The sequence below is a fragment of the Pseudomonas floridensis genome, from assembly GCF_002087235.1.
In the GTDB taxonomy this organism is placed as follows: Bacteria; Pseudomonadota; Gammaproteobacteria; order Pseudomonadales; family Pseudomonadaceae; genus Aquipseudomonas; species Aquipseudomonas floridensis.
Window position 1 is genome coordinate 1 of the sequence record NZ_MUIO01000012.1, and the last position, 19,041, is coordinate 19,041.

The 19,041-nt window shown below is 58.5% G+C and carries 17 protein-coding genes and 1 pseudogene; 4 read left to right on the forward strand and 14 right to left on the reverse strand.

What is annotated here, in order from left to right:
* Nucleotides 1-303: 303 nt before the first annotated feature.
* Both BZK31_RS03865 and BZK31_RS29670 read left to right on the forward strand, forming a co-directional pair.
* Complete coding sequence (locus BZK31_RS03865; RefSeq protein ID WP_083181387.1) at nt 304-978, forward strand: hypothetical protein; 675 nt, start codon at nt 304-306, stop codon at nt 976-978.
* A complete protein-coding gene (locus tag BZK31_RS29670) occupies nt 972-1,364 on the forward strand; it encodes a hypothetical protein (protein ID WP_167377837.1) in 393 nt (130 codons plus the stop codon). The genes BZK31_RS03865 and BZK31_RS29670 overlap by 7 nt, the downstream gene beginning before the upstream one ends.
* Here BZK31_RS29670 and tnpC read toward each other — a convergent pair.
* The 14 genes and pseudogenes from tnpC to BZK31_RS03930 all read right to left on the reverse strand — a co-directional run.
* Nucleotides 1,364-2,515, reverse strand: a pseudogene (tnpC, locus tag BZK31_RS30455) (IS66 family transposase); the annotation flags it as partial. The gene BZK31_RS29670 and the pseudogene tnpC sit on opposite strands and share 1 nt — an antisense overlap.
* Before the next feature lie 61 nt (nt 2,516-2,576).
* On the reverse strand, nt 2,577-2,765 hold the full coding sequence (tnpB, locus tag BZK31_RS30460; RefSeq protein WP_208617174.1) for an IS66 family insertion sequence element accessory protein TnpB: 189 nt from the start codon (nt 2,763-2,765) through the stop codon (nt 2,577-2,579).
* Entirely contained in the window at nt 2,746-2,934 is a 189-nt protein-coding gene (locus BZK31_RS29675; protein ID WP_167377839.1) for a hypothetical protein, read from the reverse strand. Before BZK31_RS29675 ends, tnpB begins: the two co-directional genes overlap by 20 nt.
* A gap of 61 nt (nt 2,935-2,995) precedes the next feature.
* Nucleotides 2,996-3,223 carry a transposase gene (locus tag BZK31_RS29155; RefSeq protein WP_102136503.1) on the reverse strand — a complete coding sequence of 76 codons (228 nt, stop codon included), beginning with the start codon at nt 3,221-3,223 and terminating at the stop codon, nt 2,996-2,998.
* 230 nt (nt 3,224-3,453) lie between these two features.
* The gene (locus BZK31_RS03885) at nt 3,454-4,428 is read right to left on the reverse strand and encodes a peptide ABC transporter ATP-binding protein (protein WP_083181388.1); all 975 of its coding nucleotides are present in this window, start codon (nt 4,426-4,428) and stop codon (nt 3,454-3,456) included.
* Entirely contained in the window at nt 4,428-5,396 is a 969-nt protein-coding gene (locus BZK31_RS03890) for an ABC transporter ATP-binding protein (protein ID WP_083181390.1), read from the reverse strand. The genes BZK31_RS03885 and BZK31_RS03890 overlap by 1 nt, the downstream gene beginning before the upstream one ends.
* A 10-nt stretch (nt 5,397-5,406) precedes the next feature.
* The gene (locus BZK31_RS03895) at nt 5,407-6,318 is read right to left on the reverse strand and encodes an ABC transporter permease subunit (RefSeq protein WP_083181391.1); all 912 of its coding nucleotides are present in this window, start codon (nt 6,316-6,318) and stop codon (nt 5,407-5,409) included.
* A 10-nt stretch (nt 6,319-6,328) separates the two neighbouring features.
* Nucleotides 6,329-7,339 carry an ABC transporter permease subunit gene (locus BZK31_RS03900; protein WP_083181393.1) on the reverse strand — a complete coding sequence of 337 codons (1,011 nt, stop codon included), beginning with the start codon at nt 7,337-7,339 and terminating at the stop codon, nt 6,329-6,331.
* A 71-nt stretch (nt 7,340-7,410) separates the two neighbouring features.
* Complete coding sequence (locus tag BZK31_RS03905) at nt 7,411-9,006, reverse strand: ABC transporter substrate-binding protein (RefSeq protein ID WP_083181394.1); 1,596 nt, start codon at nt 9,004-9,006, stop codon at nt 7,411-7,413.
* Nucleotides 9,007-9,072: 66 nt separating this feature from the next.
* Entirely contained in the window at nt 9,073-10,452 is a 1,380-nt protein-coding gene (locus tag BZK31_RS03910) for an OprD family porin (RefSeq protein WP_083181396.1), read from the reverse strand.
* 156 nt (nt 10,453-10,608) lie between these two features.
* The gene (locus BZK31_RS03915; protein WP_083181397.1) at nt 10,609-12,207 is read right to left on the reverse strand and encodes an ABC transporter substrate-binding protein; all 1,599 of its coding nucleotides are present in this window, start codon (nt 12,205-12,207) and stop codon (nt 10,609-10,611) included.
* 311 nt (nt 12,208-12,518) lie between these two features.
* Complete coding sequence (locus BZK31_RS03920; RefSeq protein ID WP_083181399.1) at nt 12,519-14,141, reverse strand: ABC transporter substrate-binding protein; 1,623 nt, start codon at nt 14,139-14,141, stop codon at nt 12,519-12,521.
* Nucleotides 14,142-14,404: 263 nt separating this feature from the next.
* Nucleotides 14,405-16,006, reverse strand: a complete 1,602-nt coding sequence (locus BZK31_RS03925; RefSeq protein ID WP_083181400.1) for an ABC transporter substrate-binding protein — start codon at nt 16,004-16,006, stop codon at nt 14,405-14,407.
* Between the two features lie 284 nt (nt 16,007-16,290).
* Nucleotides 16,291-17,004, reverse strand: coding sequence for an SIMPL domain-containing protein (locus BZK31_RS03930; protein ID WP_083181402.1), 714 nt, complete (start codon nt 17,002-17,004; stop codon nt 16,291-16,293).
* Nucleotides 17,005-17,196: 192 nt separating this feature from the next.
* On the opposite strand from BZK31_RS03930, the gene BZK31_RS03935 reads away from it, so the two are divergent.
* Both BZK31_RS03935 and BZK31_RS03940 read left to right on the forward strand, forming a co-directional pair.
* Complete coding sequence (locus BZK31_RS03935) at nt 17,197-18,456, forward strand: ATP-binding protein (RefSeq protein ID WP_083181403.1); 1,260 nt, start codon at nt 17,197-17,199, stop codon at nt 18,454-18,456.
* On the forward strand, nt 18,453-19,016 hold the full coding sequence (locus BZK31_RS03940) for a response regulator transcription factor (RefSeq protein ID WP_083181405.1): 564 nt from the start codon (nt 18,453-18,455) through the stop codon (nt 19,014-19,016). The genes BZK31_RS03935 and BZK31_RS03940 overlap by 4 nt, the downstream gene beginning before the upstream one ends.
* Nucleotides 19,017-19,041 lie beyond the last annotated feature (25 nt).

Consider the following 19,041-nt stretch of genomic DNA (forward strand, 5'->3'; position numbering starts at 1 on the left):
GTCCGCGAAGACGGTGTATCGAACGCCGGATTCTGGTAAGCGTCTGCCGAGCTCACCTTGCATAAGCTAGAAGCTCATCACAAAGGGATTTGCCTGCTTGTAGTTTTCCCATCGCTTCGAGAGTCCAACGTGGTTCGATGTATTGAGTGATGAGTTGGCGTTAGCGATGGCGTTGCTCGTATCACTGCTCTCCACGGATGATTCAATAGCACACGTGTACTATTGAGAGTCGTCATCAAATAAAATACGGTCTTCAATTAGGCTTACGAAATTCAGTGGCCGAACTTCTTCAGGTTTTAATTGATGATTGCGAACATATTCAAAACTGTAGCGACTGTCGCTGTGTTTGGTTTTCTCTCCGCATGCGCAGGTGTACCGCCAAAGCCCTCTAGTGGTGCTGTGCCCTACGCCCCTACGCAGTGCGGAGGGGTCAAAACCGATACCGTTGCGTTTCTGACCAAGGCTTGCGACAGTCAACTGCAATCCGGCGCCAAGCCTCTGGCCTGCGGTTCTTTGCGCGAGGAGATTGCCAAGGTGATCGTTGAGATGCAGCAGGAGCCCGCTCGCATAATGGCCGCACAGCGTAGCAATGCTTGCCGCGAGACAGTGATGGAGAACATCAGCGGTGACATGGACAAAGCCATGCAGACGTTGAACAGGTTCCAGGCTGCGCAACTCGATGAGCTTATACCGGAACAGTGCGCTCGCGTTGACTTCAGGAAGCTCGATGCACTCGGCAAACAGTGCAAAGAGCAACTGGCCGAGCCGGGTGATACGAGCACAAAGACCGCGTGCGCAAACCTGTCAAAAGAATTCGACGTGATGGGTCCTGTGCTTGACCGGGCACACGCACAAAACGATCTGGATCCAGAGGCGTGCAGCAATTCCTTAAAGATGATAAACGCCCACGTTGGAGCGGCGCTGAAGCCTGCGAGTGAGTACCGCGCCCGCAAATTTGATGAGAATCCGACATGGTAATTCGTGCGCTCAAGCCTTTATTGCTCGCGAGCATAACGTTGACCAGTGCCTGCGCTTCTGTTCCTGAGCTGATGGCTAGATCAGCTTGGGAGGGCCGTAATGTCAGTGAAGCGTACAAGATGTGGGGCGGGCCACATCAGATTAATCAGAATTCAGACGGTGTATTTACCCTCGTCTGGTTTGAATCACATTTTAAAACCGATACGGTCTACAAAGGCAGCAGTGAGAACGTAAGTGGTGGTGTTCGAAACATCACCAATTATTACGCCGACGAAACGAGAAATGTGGAGTGCAAGATCACACTCTACGTCGCGCCAGATCAAACCATCCTTAAAGCCGACTCCGAAGGTGGTTGTGGCCCACATATGGCTCCCCCCCCTAAGTGAATCGCCGCAGCCCGTTTTCCGCTGCGTAACGATCCTGCGAAGAGCCAGTTCGTACGTCCAGGCGCCCATGGCCTTATTTGGTCTTCTGCCCAGTTGTTGTCTATGGGGACGGCCCCGTCATCGAGGTAGCGCGACAACGCTGCCCAGCGTTTCAGGCGGTAATCAAGTGTTTTGCTGATGGCCGAGCCCTCGGGCACGAGGTCACGCTGGGCAAGCATCCAGGCATGCGGCATGTTCATTACCGGCACGGCTTTTTCTTGCCGTATTCGGCGCCGTAAATACGGCTCCAGATCGCGAACTTCGCTTTCGATTTCGTGCAGCAACTGGATATAACGCAGGGCTTGCTCCGCAAGCGTGCTTGTATTCGTAGCGTGCAGTTCAAAGAACTTACGTCACGCATGAGCCATGCACCCGATCTGCGTCACGCTTAGTTCGAAGTTGGCTTTGCAACCGCCAAAATCATCGCAGACCAGCTTGCCCTTCCAGTCATTCAGGAAGTTGCGAGCGTGCTCTCCGGCGCGGCTAGGGCTGAAGTCGTAAACCACCGCTGCCACATCTGAGAACTGGCTGGTGGCGTAGGCCCAAACATAGGAGGCGGTGAGTCTTCTTCGTTTCCGGCATGAGCATTTGCTCGGGTATTTCATCAGCATGAACAACCTGCTGCCCTAGTACCACGTCGCGCAGCGCATCGACCAGCGGCTGCAACTGAACTCCAGTCAGTAAATACGCCGGGCGTGTAATCCAGCTTCTCGCTGACGTCCTCGCCGATGCGCTTGAGCGCGCAGCCGCATATCCGGTTCGTGATGGATCAACGTGCGAGGAAATTCAGCCGGTAATGCAGTGCGCTTAGGCTTCTGCTTTTTTTTGGTCGCCGCTGGCACTGTTTGCAAGGCCCGAAACTCTGCTTCAATCGCTGAGATATCGGTATTGATCAGGCCATCGGGTCAACTGGTCTGCTCAGGATTCATCTGCTCGCTGCGCTTGGCAAACTTCAAACGTTTGAGTTGCGCGATCTTGTGGGTCAGTTTCTCGATGACTGTTTGATCACGGTTGATTTTCTTGCCCATCGTGCCAGCCTGCGACAGCAACTGTGCTGCCAAAGCACGCAGTTGGTCGGGGGACATTTGGTTGAGATTGGGAGAAGACGTCATGCGCCGGATTTTGCCAGAGCAGGCGCCTCGCGACGATAGACCGATAGGTTAATGGCAGCCGTTAAAGCAGTGTGATCAAGCCTTCAGAACCTGCGCGTTGCCATGGCAGACCCAGCACCAATGCCTGAAGTTGCTCAGTATCCAGTTCTATCTCAGAGCCATGGCGAATGCCAGGCCAGTGGAACTTGCCTTGGTTCAATCGGCGCGCCACCAGCCATATTCCCAAGCCGTCATGCACTAGCACTTTCATGCGATTGGCGCGGCGGTTGGTGAACAGATAAGCACAGTGTGGCCGCACCGAACACCGCGATTACCTTGGCCAATGCGGCGCGCATGTCCATCGGCTCGGTGGCGAGCCAGGTGGAGTCGATGCGAATCATCGCAAAGGTCTCGAAGAAAGGTCGCGCAGGCAGGCGCATTTTCAGTTGGCCAGTTCACTTTGACGGTGTCGCGCGGGTGCTATATTTCAACGCAGATATTCTATGATGATGGGGGCGAGTTGGCCCCGGCCAGCAGCATGGGTAACGGAATAAATGCAGGTTGCATCGCTGTGTTTTTCTGCGCTTGCAGGCGAATCCATTTGTGGACGAGGTTGGAGTTGAGGCTATGGCTGAGCGCGATGCTGGCAATCGAACCACCGGGCTGGGCACACTCCTGAATGACTTGGGCTTTGAGGGACTTGGAATAGGAGCGGCGTGTTGGCTGCATGAAATACCCGCTTAAAAGGCTAGAGCTGGTGCCCACTTAAATTTAAGTGCACACCATGTATTGGCTTTGCGGGCCCGGGTAGACGACTTGGCTGGACGCTTACGGATTCTTGTCGGATGCACTGGCCTGTTCGTGGACAAGTCCACTCCAACAGCGGTCCATCCTTCAGGTTCAGGCGCCCGAGCGAATGGACATGTCCACTCGCTCGGGGCTGTATCCGTTCAACCCGATCAGGCGGCGACGAATTGCTCGGCGTAGTGGCAGGCCACTTGACGGTTATCCACCAGACGCAGTTCCGGTATGTCGGTTGCGCAACGCTCGGTCGCATACGGGCAACGCTTGTGGAAAGCGCAGCCGCTTGGCGGGTTGAGCGGGTTGGGCAGTTCACCGACGATCTTGATCTTGGGTTTCAGTGGATCAGGATGAATGGTCGGAGTCGCTGACAGCAGTGCCTGGGTGTACGGGTGCAGCGGACGGCTGTAGATTTCTTCCTTGGGACCCATTTCCGCAGGCCGGCCCAGATACATCACCAGCACGGTATCGGCAACGTGACGCACCACCGACAGGTTGTGAGAAATGAACACATAGGCTGTGTTGAATTCCTGCTGCAGATCCATGAACAGGTTGAGCACCTGTGCCTGAATCGACACGTCCAGCGCCGAGGTCGGTTCATCCGCCACCAGCACCTTGGGCTGCAGCATCATGGCCCGGGCCAGCGCGATACGCTGACGCTGACCACCGGAGAACATGTGCGGGTAGCGCTGATAGTGTTCAGGGCGCAAGCCGACCTGAGCCATCATCGCCTGCACTTTCTCGCGGCGTTCCGCGGCAGACAGCTGGGTGTTGATCAGCAACGGTTCGCCAAGCTGATCACCAATCTTCTGCCGTGGGTTGAGCGACGCGTAGGGGCTCTGAAACACCATCTGCACATCCTTGCGCAACTGCTTGCGCTCGGACTTGCTGGCGCCTGCCACTTCCTGACCGGCGATTTTCAGCGAGCCGGACGAGGGTTCTTCGATCAGGGTCAGTGCGCGTGCCAGGGTGGACTTGCCGCAACCGGATTCACCCACCACAGCCAGGGTCTTGCCCGCTTCCAGTTCGAACGAGACGCCGTTGAGGGCACGCACCAGCGCCGTGCCTTTGAACAGGCCACGCGAGACTTCATAGTGACGGGTAAGGTCGCGGGCGGTAAGTACGACGCTCATCACGCCACCTCCTGATTCAAGGGATAGAAGCAACGCGCCAGGCTATGAGCCTTGGGGTCCAGCGCCGGACGCTGAACGCGGCAGTTGTCCTGCACGTACGGGCAGCGTGGCGACAGCAGGCAACCCTGCGGACGGTCATAACGGCCAGGAACCATGCCCGGCAGAGTCGCCAGACGCTCGGCGCCCATGCTGTGTTCCGGAATCGCGGCCAGCAGCGCTTCGCTGTACGGATGCGCCGGAACGTCGAACAGACCGGGCACCTGGCCCACTTCAACGGCCTGACCTGCGTACATCACGCAGACCCGCTGGGCGGTTTCAGCCACCACCGCCAGGTCGTGGGTGATCAGCACCAGTGCCATGTCCTGCTCTTTCTGCAGGCTGAGCAGCAATTCCATGATCTGCGCCTGAATCGTCACGTCCAGTGCGGTGGTCGGTTCGTCGGCGATCAGCAGTTTCGGCTCGCCGGCAATCGCCATGGCAATTGCAACGCGCTGACTCATGCCGCCGGACAGTTGGTGCGGGTAAGCATTCAGGCGTGCGGCAGCGCCGGGGATCTCGACCTTTTCCAGCAATTCCAGCGCACGCTGACGCGCCGCCTTGCCGGACATTCCCAAGTGTTGACGCAGCACTTCTTCGATCTGGAAGCCCACGGTATAGCTGGGGTTCAGTGCGGTCATCGGGTCCTGGAAGACCATCGCCAGGTCTTTGCCGACAATGCGCCGACGTTGGCGTGAGCTGAGTTTGGTCAGGTCCTTGCCGTCGAAGTTGAGTGCGTCGGCGGTGATGATGCCGGGTGCGTCGATCAGGCCCATCAGCGCCATCATGGTCACGGATTTACCCGAACCCGACTCGCCCACAATGGCCAGCACTTCACCTCGGTCAACGCTCAGGGACAGACCGTCCACGACGGGTACGGCCTTGGCGTCGCCGAAGCGGACGTTGAGATTCTTGATTTCAAGCAGTGACATACGAATCTCCTCAGGCGGCGTTCTTGAGTTTCGGGTCCAGCGCATCGCGCAGGCCGTCGCCCATCAGGTTGATTGCCAGCACGCTGAGCAAAATGGTCAGGCCGGGCAGGCTGACGACCCACCAGGCGCGTTCGATGTAATCGCGGGCCGAGGCAAGCATGGTGCCCCACTCAGGCGTCGGCGGTTGTACGCCAAGGCCCAGGAAGCCCAGTGCGGCGGCATCGAGAATCGCCGACGAGAAACTCAGGGTCGCCTGAACGATCAGCGGCGCCATGCAGTTGGGCAGCACGGTGATGAACATCAGACGCGGCAGGGTAGCGCCAGCCAGACGGGCAGCAGTCACGTAGTCGCGGTTCAGTTCGCCCATCACCGCAGCGCGGGTCAGACGGACATAGGACGGCAGCGAGACGATCGCGATGGCGATCACGGTGTTGATCAGGCCAGGGCCGAGAATCGCCACGATGGCTACGGCCAGCAGCAGCGAGGGCAGGGCGAGCATGATGTCCATCAGGCGCATGACCGACGGGCCCAGAACGCGTGGGAAGAAACCCGCCAGCAGGCCCAGCAGAATGCCGGGGATCAGCGACATGACCACCGAGGACAGGCCGATCAGCAATGACAGGCGCGAGCCCTGAATCAGGCGCGACAGCAGGTCGCGGCCCAGTTCGTCGGTGCCGAGGATGAACTGCCATTGGCCGCCTTCCAGCCAGACCGGCGGAGTCAGCAGGAAATCACGGTATTGCTCGCTGGGGTCGTGCGGTGCCACCCAGGGGGCGAACAGCGCGCAGAACACGATGACGATCATGAAGATCAGGCCGGCAACGGCGCCTTTGTTCTTGGCGAACGCTTGCCAGAATTCTTTGTACGGAGACGGATAAAGCAGGCTTTGATCGACTGCTACCGCAGGAGTAGGTGTGCTCATATCGATGATCTCAGCGCTGGTGACGGATGCGTGGGTTGGCAAAGCCGTAGAGGATGTCCACCACGAAGTTGACCAGGATCACCAGGCAGGCGATCAGCAGGATGCCGTTTTGCACGACCGGATAATCACGGGCGCCGATGGCTTCGATCAGCCACTTGCCGATGCCCGGCCAGGAGAAGATCGTTTCGGTCAGTACCGCACCGGCCAGCAAGGTGCCGATCTGCAAGCCGAACACGGTCAGGACCGGAATCAGGGCGTTGCGCAGGCCGTGAACGAATACCACGCGTGCAGGCGACAGGCCCTTGGCTCTGGCGGTCCGCACGTAGTCTTCACGCAACACTTCGAGCATCGAGGAGCGGGTCATCCGGGCGATGACCGCCAGTGGAATGGTGCCCAGCACGATGGCCGGAAGAATCAGGTGATGCAGGGCGTCGAGAAACGCGCCTTCTTCATCGCTTAACAGGGTGTCGATCAGCATGAAGCCGGTCACCGGCTGAATGTCGTAGAGCAAATCGATACGCCCGGAAACCGGGGTCCAGCCCAGCGACACCGAGAAGAACATGATGAGAATCAGGCCCCACCAGAAGATTGGCATCGAGTACCCGGCGAGGGAAATCCCCATCACCCCATGGTCGAACAGGGACCCTCGCTTGAGGGCTGCGATCACACCGGCAAGCAGCCCGATGACGCCAGCGAAAATCAGCGCTGCCAGCGACAACTCAAGGGTTGCCGGGAACAGCGAGGTGAATTCGGTCCAGACGCTGGTGCGCGTACGCAGCGATTCACCGAGGTCGCCCTGGGCGAGCTTGCCGATGTAATCGATGTACTGCGCATACAGCGGCTTGTTCAGGCCAAGGCGTTCCATGGCCTGGGCGTGCATTTCCGGGTCGACCCGGCGCTCGCCCATCATGACTTCCACAGGGTCGCCTGGAATCAGGCGAATCAGCGCGAACGTCAGCAGGGTAATGCCGAAGAAGGTAGGGATCAGTAACCCCACCCGGCGGGCAATAAAACTAAACATCTTGTGGTGTACCTCATCAGCCGGTCAGGCATACCGCCCTTGCTCTTGTGGAGCGCAGGCGGTGGTTTTTTCTACTTCACCCCGGTCGTGGTGAAGTTGTTATTGGTCAGCGGGCTGATATGAAAGCCTTCGACATTTTTGCGCATTGCCACGAACAGCTTTGGATAAGCCAGGCTGATCCAGGGCTGTTCCTGATTGAACACTTTTTGAGCCTGCTTATAGAGGGCAGCCCGTTCGCTCGGTTCGGTAATTTTCCGGGCTTCGGTGATTGCCGCTTCAAACTCCTTGTTGCACCAGCGGGCATAGTTTTCGCCATTCTTCGCTGCATCGCAGCTCAGGTTGGGGGTCAGGAAGTTGTCCGGGTCGCCGTTGTCGCCAGCCCATCCTGCGAAGACCATGTCATGTTCACCCTTCTTGGCACGCTTGAGCATTTCGCCCCATTCCATGATGCGAATGTCGAGCTTGATGCCTACCTTGGCCAGGTCCGACTGGAGCATCTGGGCGCCTACCATCGGATTGGGGTTGGTCACCGCGCCGCCATTGCGGGCGAAGAGGGTAAACACCTGACCGTCGGGTACGCCAGCTTCCTTAAGCAAAGCGCGGGCCTTTTCCGGATCATAAGGCGTTGCCTGACTCTCGGTGTCGTAGCCCATCATGGTCGGTGGGTACGGACCTACGCCCTCAGTGGCCTTGCCTTCGCCAAACAGCGCCCTGATGTAGGACTTCTTGTCGAACGCCAGATTGATCGCCTGTCGCACGCGAGCGTCGCTCAGGTATTTGTGCGAGGTGTTGATCGCCACATAGCTGGTCATCATGGACTCCATCTCGTCGATCTTGAGATTGGGGTCCGCTTTGATGTTGGCAATATCGTCAGGTTTTGGATAAAGCGCAACCTGACATTCATTGGCCTTGAGCTTTTGCAGGCGTGTGTTGTTGTCCAGAGTGATCGCGAAAATCAGCGCCTCACTCGGAACCTTGCCTTTCCAGTAATCCGGGTTGGCTTTATAGCGGACCTGAGCATCCTTGGCATAGCGTGTCAGGATGAACGGACCGGTGCCGATGGGCTTGCTGTTGAATTCGCCGGTCTTGTTGCTCTTGAGCAACTGGTCGGCGTACTCGGCGGAGTAGATCGAGGTGAACGGCATGGCCAGGTCACGCAGGAACGGTGACTCGGGGCGCGTCAGGGTGAACTTCACCGTGGAGTCGTCGACTTTCTCGACACTTTGGAGCAGGTTCTGGAAGTCCATGCTCTCGAAATAAGGGTAGCCGACCAGCGAGAGTGCGTGCCACGGGTGCTTCGGGTCCAGCTGGCGCTGGAAGCTCCAGACCACGTCGTCGGCGTTCATTTCGCGGGTGGGTTTGAAATAGTCGGTGGTCTGAAACTTTACACCTTTACGAAGCTTGAAGGTGTAGGTCAGGCCATCCTCACTGATGTCCCAGCTCTCGGCGAGGCCTGGAACCGTGTCAGTCGTGCCGGGGGTGAAGGCGACCAGACGTTCGAGAATGGTTTCTGCCGAGGCGTCTGCCGTGACGGCGGTCGTGTACTGCGCGATATCGAAACCTTCAGGGCTGGCCTCTGTGCAGACCACCAGCGGCTTGGCCGAGACGGATGCAGCAGCGCTGAGCAGCGCAATGGCGATCGAAGCGCGGAGCGATAGCAGTTTCAATAGAAGCCTCCTTGATGCAATGCGAAACGGCGGCTGACGTCATGTCGGCCGCCGTTTCATCATCATTTACAGAATGTTGAACGGAATGGTGGTGACCAGACGGAACTCGTTGATGTTGCCATCAGCCTGGTTTTCGCTGGCGCGGTGCGTGGTGTAGGTCGCACGGATGGCCGTGGCCTTGAGTGGACCGGATTGTACGGAGTAAGACGTGCCGATGCCGTACTCGTAGTGGGTTTCGCCGTCCATTGCCAGCACATCGGTATAACCGGTGCCTTTGTAATGGGTACCGTCGATGTCCCAGCCACGGGCCTGGTAGATGTTGAATTTCAGGCCTGGTACACCGTACGAGGCCATGTTCAGCACGTAGGCGATCTGCAGGGATTTCTCGTTCGGGCCGTTGAAGTCCGAGAGCAGGGAGTTGGCCAGGAAGATGGCGTTGGTGTCGTGGGCGTAATCGAAGTACTCATTACCGGCGACTTCCTGGTAGGCGATGCTCACGCTGTGGGCGTTGTGCGTACCGGTGAACGACAGGCTGTAGGTGTCGTTGTCGATCGCGCCCAGTTTGCTTTGACCGGAATCTTTGGTCTTGTAGTAGTTCAGGTTGCTGCTCAGGGCAAACACCTTGCTGTCACCCAGTTCATGGGTGAAGCCGAAGTAGTACTGATGCCAGAAGTCTTCCAGGTTCGAAGCGTAGAAGCTGGCGGTCAGGCTTTCGGATGGCTTGTAGTCGCCGCCGAACATGTCCAGACGGTCAGCGGTCTGGCTGCGGTCGCCGTACTCGGAGCGGAATTTGTCCAGGCTCTGTTCCATACGTGGCGATACGCGATCGAAGCTGCCAGCCTGCAGAGACAGGTTGTTGAACTCGTCGCTCTGTACCGCGAAACCCTGGAAGCTGGACGGCAGTGCACGGTTGCCGATGAAAGCGATCACCGGAGTGTTCACCGACTGGCGACCCATGGTCAGCGTGGTGTTGGAAACACGGGCCTTGACGTTGCCCAGACCCATCTTGCTCCACTGGCCTACCGCGTCACCGTCGCTGTCAGCCAGCGTACGGTTGGAGTTGCCAGCGAAGTCACCGGTATCGCGATCCAGCGCGACAGCGTTGTAAAGCGCGAGTTCGGTAGAGAAGCCAACGACGCCCTGAGTGAATCCCGAGGTGTAGTTGACGATGGTGCCCTGTTGCCAGTTGATACGGCGCGGAGTCTGTTTCCGGACACCGTCATCGGTATACGAGAACGTGCTGTCACGACGTCGCAACTCGTTGGCATACCAGTTACGAGTGGTGCCGGTCAGGTGTTGGTCTTCAAAGAAGCCGTTGGCGTCGGCCTGGGCGTTTTTCGAACTCAGTTCGGTTGGCACGAATGCCTGGCTTGCGGGCTCTGCCTGAACCATCGCGCCGAACGACGAGAGGGATAAAGCCAGTAACGCAGTGCTGGTTGTTTTCACGATGTACAGCTCCCTTTACTACTTTTATAAACGCCAGTTTTTTGAGTTCTGGCTTTGGTGATGCAGGGTTTAAGGCCCCGCCTTGTTATAGATTCTGGGCACAGCCGAATCGCTCGCCGCTAGACAGTGCGGCGAGCGATATCGCTGTTTATCGGGTTACTCGGCGACGCTGACGCCCGAAAAATTGTTACGACCAAACGGGCTGACGTGGAAACCTTCCACTTCCTTGCGCAACGGCTGATTGACCGTCGAGTGGGCAATGGGCGTGATCGGCACCTGCTCTTTCAGATAACGCTGAGCCTGCTTGTACAGATCGGTGCGTTGCTCCCGGTCGGTCGTCGCGATGGCGGCCTTGATGAGCGCGTCGTATTTCTCGTCGCACCACATCGAGTAGTTGTTACCACCAATGGCGGCACAGCTGTACAGCGTGCCCAGCCAATTGTCCGGGTCACCGTTGTCACCGGTCCAGCCGATCAGCGAAATATCGTGTTCGCCGTTCTTGGTGCGCTTGAGGTACTCGCCCCATTCGTAACTGACGATCTTCACCTTGATACCGACCTTCGCCCAATCCGACTGGAGCATCTCGGCCATCAATTTGGCGTTGGGGTTGTAAGGACGCTGCACCGGCATCGCCCACAGCGTCAGCTCGGTGCCTTCCTTGATACCGGCATCGCGCAGCATCTGCTTCGCCTTTTCCGGATCGTAGGCGGCGTCCTTGATGGTGTCGTCATAGGACCATTGGGTCGGCGGCATGGCGTTGACCGCCAGTTGACCTGCACCCTGATACACGGCGTTGATGATGGCTTTCTTGTTGACGGCCATGTCCAGCGCCTGACGCACCTGCAGGTTGCCCAGGGGTTCGTGGCGCACGTTGTAGGAGATGTAGCCGAGGTTGAAGCCCGGACGCTCCATGACCTTCAACTGCTTGTCAGCCCTGAGCGCTTCGAGGTCGGCCGGCCGCGGGTTGAGGGTGACCTGACACTCGTTCTTGCGCAGCTTCTGCATGCGCACTGACGCATCGGTGTTGATCGCGAAAATCAGTTGGTCGATCTTCACCCGGCTTGGGTCCCAGTATTCCTTGTTGCCGCGGTAGCGAATCTGCGAGTCCTTCTGATAACGCTGGAACACGAACGGGCCGGTGCCGATCGGTTGCTGATTGATGTCGCGCACATCGCCGCGGGCCATCAACTGCTCGGCATATTCGGCCGAGAGAATGCCGGCAAAATTCATTGCGATGTTCTGAATGAATGCGGCATCGACGGTGTTCAGGGTGAAGACCACGGTCAGCGGATCAGTCTTTTCGACCGACTTGATCTTCTTGTTCAGCCCCATCCCGGTGAAGTACGGAAACTCGGTCGGGTAGGCGATACGAAATGGATGATCGGCCTTGAGCATGCGATTGAAAGTGAACAGCACGTCATCGGCATTGAAATCACGGCTGGGCTTGAAGTCCTTGTTGCTGTGGAACTTCACACCTTCGCGCAGGTGAAAGGTGTAGACCAGACCGTCCGGCGAGACGTCCCATGAGGTCGCAAGCCCAGGCACCACAGTGGTGTCGCCTTGCTTGAATTCGGTAAGACGGTTGTAGATCGGTTCCGAGGCATCGTTGTCGGTGGCCGACGTGTACTGCGCGCTGTCGAAACCAGCCGGGCTCGCTTCGGAGCAGAACACCAGATTGCTCGCTGCGTTGGCCATGGGTGCCAGCGCAAGCAGACCCAGACCCAGGCAAGACGTCATCGCAAGAGTTTTACGCATGATGATCCCTATCCTTCAAGGACGAGCACTCAGGCTCGATAACTAACAGGCCCTTAGGCAATAACCTGAATACATACGGTACTTGCAGTTCCCGGGCCATTGATGGCGGGCTTCCTGCCTGCCATCACCTTCTGACGGTATGTCGCTGAAGGCGTCTGGTAAATAGGCTAAGAGGCTGCAAGACGTGTAGGAAAACTCCTCCGGCTAGATGGCTAAGTGCTTCTAGTTACACTTGGTCAACTAACCGGACGAGTGTTTCGATTCAGATAGAGCAATGACTGTGCTGCCTTAACAGCACAGTCGGAGCGCGTTTACTTCACGCTTACACCATAGAAGGAATTCAGACCGAAGGGGCTGATCTTGAAGTCCTGTACCTTGGTGCTCATGGGCTGATAGACCGTCGAGTGCGCGATAGGCGTCATCGGCACTGCGTCCTTGAGGAGGTGTTGCGCCTGTTTGTACAGTTCGGTGCGCTTGGCCTGATCAGGTGTCGATTTGGCCTGCTTGATGATGGCGTCGTAAGGCTTGTCACACCACTTGGCGAAGTTGTTGCCATTGAGGGCGTCACAGCCGAACAGGGTGCCGAGCCAGTTGTCCGGGTCACCGTTGTCACCGCTCCAGCCAATCAGCATGGCACCGTTTTCGCCGTTCTTGGCGCGCTTGATGTACTCGCCCCACTCGTAGCTGACGATGCGTGCGTTGATACCGATCTTCTTCCAGTCGGACTGGAGCATTTCGGCCATCAGCTTGGCATTCGGGTTGTACGGACGCTGTACAGGCATGGCCCACAGGGTGATTTCGGTGCCTTCCTTGATGCCGGCTTCCTTGAGCAGGGCCTTGGCTTTCTCGGGATCGTACTGGGCATCCTTGATCGTGGTGTCATAGGACCACTGGGTCGGCGGCATGGCGTTGACGGCCAGTTGGCCTGCGCCCTGATAGACCGAGTCAATGATCTGCTGCTTGTTGACAGCCATGTCCAGGGCCTGACGCACCTTGAGCTGGGACAGCGGGTTCTCGCGGTCCTCGCCTTTGATCTTGTCCATCACGTTGTAGGCGATGTAACCCAGGTTGAAGCCAGCCTGGTCAGGCATTTTCAGATTCTTGTCGGCCTTGAGCGGCTCGAGGTCCGCCGGGCGCGGATAGGCGGTGATCTGGCATTCGCCTTTCTTGAGCTTCTGGATGCGCACCGACGGGTCGGTGGTGATGGCGAAGATCAGGTTGTCGATCTTGACGTCTTCAGGCTTCCAGTAATCCTTGTTGCCGGTAAAGCGGATGTTGGAATCCTTCTGGTAGCTCTTGAACACGAACGGACCAGTGCCGACCGGCCTCTGGTTGATGTCCGCTGCCTTGCCTTCCTTGAGGAGCTGGTCGCCATACTCGGCAGACTGGATCGAGGCGAAGCTCATCGCCAGGTTCTGAATGAACGCGGCATCAACGGTGTTCAGCACGAACTTGACGGTGTAGTCGTCGACTTTCTCGATCTTGGCGATGTTCTTGTCCATGCCCATATCGGTGAAGTACGGGAATTCCGTCGGCGCTGCTTTGCGGAACGGCATCTCCGGATTGATCATGCGGTTGAACGTGAACAGCACGTCGTCGGCGTTGAATTCGCGAGTCGGCTTGAAGTACGGGGTAGTGTGGAACTTGACGCCCTTGCGCAGATGAAAGGTGTACGTCAGCACGTCGTCGGAGATGTCCCAACTGGTCGCCAGGCCCGGCTGAACGGCAGTGCCGCCACGCTCGAACTGGGCCAGACGGTTGAACATGGTCTCTGCCGACGCATCGAAATCGGTGCCGGTGGTGTACTGGGCCGGGTCAAAGCCCGCGGGGCTGCCTTCGGAGCAAAACACCAGATTCGATGCTGCGTGAGCGAAAGGTGCACTTGCGAGCAGGGTAGCGCCGACTAGAAACGGAATGACCGCGTGTTTGAGCATGGTGGCCTCAGTTGTTGTCATTTTTTGATTAGAGGGACCGACCTCGTGAGCCGATCCATCCGATACTTATGCAGGGGCCATACCCAAAGCAAGATGCTGACGCCAAAGAAGCCACAAAGAGTGGCACGATCGTACAGGAATGTCGCGAAAGTGTAATTTTCCGGGTATTTGATCGTTTGCGAGGTCGGTTTCGAACCTTTGTTCGCACCATTAAGGCGCAACCGGGTGAGATAAATGCACCCGGTTGGGGCTGTGTTGTTACCTCACTTGCCCAGGCTGACGCCGTAGAAGGGAGTCAGGCCGAAGGGGCTGATCTTGAAGTCCTGCACTTCCTTGCGCATCGGCTGGAACACCTTGGAGTTTGCGATCGGGGTGATTGGCACTTGGGCCTTGAGGATGTGCTGGGCCTGTTGGTACAGCTTGATGCGCTCGTCGCGGTTGGTGGTGAGCTTGGCCTGTTGCACCAGCTTGTCGTACGCCGGATCGCACCACTTGGCGTAGTTGCTGCCCTTCACGGCAGCGCAGCTGTACAGCACGCCCAGCCAGTTGTCCGGGTCACCGTTGTCGCCAGTCCAGCCGTAGATCATCGCGTCATGCTCGCCGGCCTTGGCGCGCTTGATGTACTCGCCCCACTCATAGCTGACGATGTTGGCCTTGATGCCGATCTTGTCCCAGTCAGACTGGATCATCTGCGCCGACATGCGTGCATTCGGGTTGGAGGCGCGCTGAACCGTCATGGCCCACAGATTGATCGTGGTGCCCGGCGCCACACCGGCTTCTTTCAGTAACTGCCTGGCTTTGGTCAGATCGCGGGGAGCGTCCTTGATGGTCGGATCGTAGCTCCACTGGCCCGGCGGCAGAGCGTTTTCGGCCAGTTGCCCGGCGCTCTGGTAAACCGCCTTGATGATGGCCGGTTTGTCGATGGCCATGTCCAGCGCCTGACGCACCTTGAGTTGATCGAGCGGCGCATGAGTCACGTTGTACGCCAGAAAGCCCAGGTTGAAACCGGGCTGGCTGAGCACCTTAAGCTTGGGGTCCTTCTGTACTTCTTCAATGTCCTGCGGGCGCGGGTAGCCGCTGACCTGACATTCACCGGCCTTGAGCTTCTGCAGGCGCACCGCTGCGTCACTGTTGATCGAGAAAATCAGGTTGTCGATTTTCACGTCCTCGGGTTTCCAGTATTCGGTGTTACCGACGTAACGGATCTGCGAGTCCTTCTGGTAACGCTTGAACACGAATGGCCCGGTGCCGATCGGTTTCTGGTTCAGGTCCTGCGCGTTGCCTTCCTTGAGCAGTTGATCGGCGTATTCAGCCGACTGGATCGACGCAAAGCTCATGGCCAGGTTCTGCACGAACGCGGCATCGATGTTGTTCAGCGTGAATTTGACGGTATTGGCGTCGACCTTCTCGACCTGCTTGATGGTGGTGTTGAGGCCCATGTCGGTGAAATACGGCGATTCGGACGGGTAGGCCTTGCGGAACGGGTGGTTCGGGTCCAACAGACGGTTGAAGGTAAACAGCACATCGTCGGCATTGAAGGTGCGGCCCGGCTTGAAATAGTCGGTGGTGTGAAACTTCACGCCCTCACGCAAGTGAAAGGTGTACGTCAGCCCGTCCGCAGAGACGTCCCATTTAGTGGCAAGGCCCGGTTCCACTTCCGTGCCGCCACGCTTGAACTGGGTCAGGCGGTTGAAGACGGTTTCAGCCGAAGCATCGAAGTCGGTGCCGCTGGTGTATTGACTGGGGTCGAATCCCGCCGGGCTTGCTTCCGAGCAGTACACCAGGGTGCTGGCTGCCTGCGCCAGAGGCGCGCAGGCCAGCAGCGCGGTGGTCAGGAGCAGCGGTTTGAAGATGGTTTGTCCCATGAAGGCCTCGCGATGTGCGGCAATAATCGTGCTTGAGTGTCGACAAGCGAATAGACACCGATAGTGCCGCACTTGATCGGAGTCGGACAAATCTTACTTGCCGATAATTTGCCTCTGCTGACCGCTTGCTCGGTAGCGCGCGGCCATACCGGAGGCACGGCTGACCAGCGATGAGAGCAGCCGGGTCGCTAACAGGCGCAGGAGAGAATGGAGCGGGGCGTCTGATCGTGTCCCGGCGGACACGATCAGACGGGCCGGATCAGTCAGGTGCGACGATCAGGCATTCAGGGAATGGCGACTTCGATCACGCCATCGGCCGCGACACTGACCTGGCTGGTGCCAGCCTCGACATCGGGCGTCGGCGCGGCGTCTTCACGTGACGCTTTCATCATCATGACCGGTGCACGCAGGTAAGGCTGCGGATAGCCGGAGGTGTTGAGGTTCAGGTTGATCAGTTTGTAACCAGTGCCGCCCAGCGCTTCGGTGACCAGTTGTGCGCGTGCCTTGAAGGCGGTCACGGCATCCTTGAGCAGGGCGTCTTCACTGGCCTTGCGCGTCGACGGCGAGATCGAGAAGTCCATGCCACCCATTTTCAGATCACCCAGCAGCTCACCGGTGAGTTTGGACAGTGCAGCGAAGTCGGCGCTCTCCAGACGTACTTCGGCGCGCTCACGCCAGCCCGTGATCTTCTGGCCCTTGTCGTCGTAGATTGGATAACTGTTGCGGCTGCCCTGACGAATCTTCACGTCCTTGGCCTGGCGCGCCTGGCCCAGCGCCTTGTTCACCGTCTCGGTGATCTGCGCAGCCAGCTTGGCAGGGTCGCTGTCCTGCGCTTCGGTGTAGAGCGTCACCAGCATCAGGTCGCGCTGCACTTCCTGATGGACTTCGGCACGCAGTGAGATCTGGTTGTAACGGGCTTCTTCGGCCAGGGTCGGCAGGCTGAACAGGGTGGCGGCGGCCAGCGCCAATAACGTGGTGGCAGGGCGAAGGGGGAACATGAGCACTCCTTGTTATCAGACGGCCGCCAACCACTGTCGAACGGCGCAGACTCATGAGACTCTAGCCTTTGATTGTGGTTCCTGCGTAGGCGAGGCGTCGGTTGATGCGGCGCGTTGACGCACTTTTCCAGTTTTGTGTCGTGCTTGGTTATACTCGTCGCGATCCGCCTGGAGCGCTCATCAGGAGAGCTCATGCTCGCCCCCGTTCAAATGCTTTCAGCCACGCGCCAGAACCTGTGGCGCCTGACATTCATCCGCATCCTTGTGCTGGCCGCCCAGGCCGGTTCGGTCGGTATCGCGTGGCTGTTCGACTTTCTGCCGCTGCCGTGGATGCAGTTGTCGATCACCCTGGGGTGTTCGCTGGTGCTGTGCCTGCTGACCGTCATCCGCCTGCGTACTTCGCTGCCGCTGACCGAACTGGAATACGCCTTGCAACTGGCGCTGGACCTGTTGATCCACAGTGCCTTGCTGTATTACTCGGGCGGTTCGACCAATCCCTTCGTTTCCTATTACCTGGTGCCGCTGACCATTGCCGCCGCGACCTTGCCGTGGCGTTATTCGCTGATTCTGTCCGGCTTCGCGCTGGGGCTCTACACCTTCCTCATGGTGCAGTCCTACCCGCTGGAAACCTACCCGATTGCCCGTGAAAACATGCAGATCTATGGCATGTGGTTGAGCTTCGCGCTGGCGGCCGGGGTGATCACCTTCTTTGCTGCGAAGATGGCCGAGGAGTTGCGCCGCCAGGATCAACTGCGCGCCGAGCGCCGCGAGGAAGGTCTGCGTGATCAGCAGCTATTGGCCGTTGCCACGCAGGCCGCTGGTGCCGCTCATGAACTGGGCACGCCGCTGGCGACCATGAGCGTGCTGCTCAAGGAGATGCGTCAGGATCACAGCGATCCAGCCTTGCAGGACGATTTGTCGGTGCTGCAGGAACAGGTCAAACAGTGCAAGCAGACGCTGCAACAGTTGGTGCGCGCCGCCGAGGCCAATCGGCGAATGGCAGTGGAGTATCAGCCCGCAACGCAATGGCTGGACGAGTCGCTCAACCGCTGGCACCTGATGCGCCCCGAGGTGAGTTATCGTTTCCAGAAACTGGGCAAGAACGAAGTGCCCATGCTGGCGCCGCCGCCGGACCTGACCCAGGCGCTGCTCAACCTGCTCAACAACGCCGCCGATGCCTGCCCCGATGGCCTGGAAGTCAATCTGGACTGGGACAATGCGGAAGTCTGTATCAGCATTCGTGACCACGGTGCCGGTGTACCGCTGGCCATCGCCGAGCAGATCGGCAAACCGTTCTTTACTACCAAGGGCAAAGGCTTCGGCCTGGGTCTGTTCCTGAGCAAGGCCAGCGTCACCCGCGCGGGTGGCTCGGTAAAGCTCTACAGTCATGAAGAAGGCGGTACGCTCACCGAGCTGCGACTGCCCCGTGACACGCGAGGAGAAGAAACATGAGTGACGAAGAGATCCAGGTGGAAGGCGAAGAGTTGCCGCACCTGCTGCTGGTCGACGACGACGCGACCTTTACGCGCGTCATGGCCCGCGCCATGAGCCGTCGCGGTTTTCGGGTCAGCACCGCCGGTTCCGCCGAGGAGGGCTTGTTGCTCGCGCAACAGGACATTCCCGAGTATGCCGCGCTGGACCTGAAAATGGACGGCGATTCAGGCCTGGTGCTGCTGCCCAAGCTGCTGGAAATGGACCCGGACATGCGCGTGGTAATCCTCACCGGTTACTCGAGCATCGCCACAGCGGTCGAAGCCATTAAGCGCGGCGCCTGCAATTACCTGTGCAAACCGGCCGACGCCGACGATGTGCTGGCGGCCTTGCTGTCCGAGCACGCCAACCTCGACACGCTGGTGCCGGAAAATCCCATGTCGGTGGATCGCCTGCAGTGGGAGCACATTCAGCGCGTGCTGACCGAGCACGAAGGCAATATTTCGGCGACGGCCCGAGCGTTGGGCATGCACCGCCGGACCTTGCAGCGCAAATTGCAGAAACGCCCCGTGCGGCGTTGATGAAGCTTTTTTCATTGTGACCGTT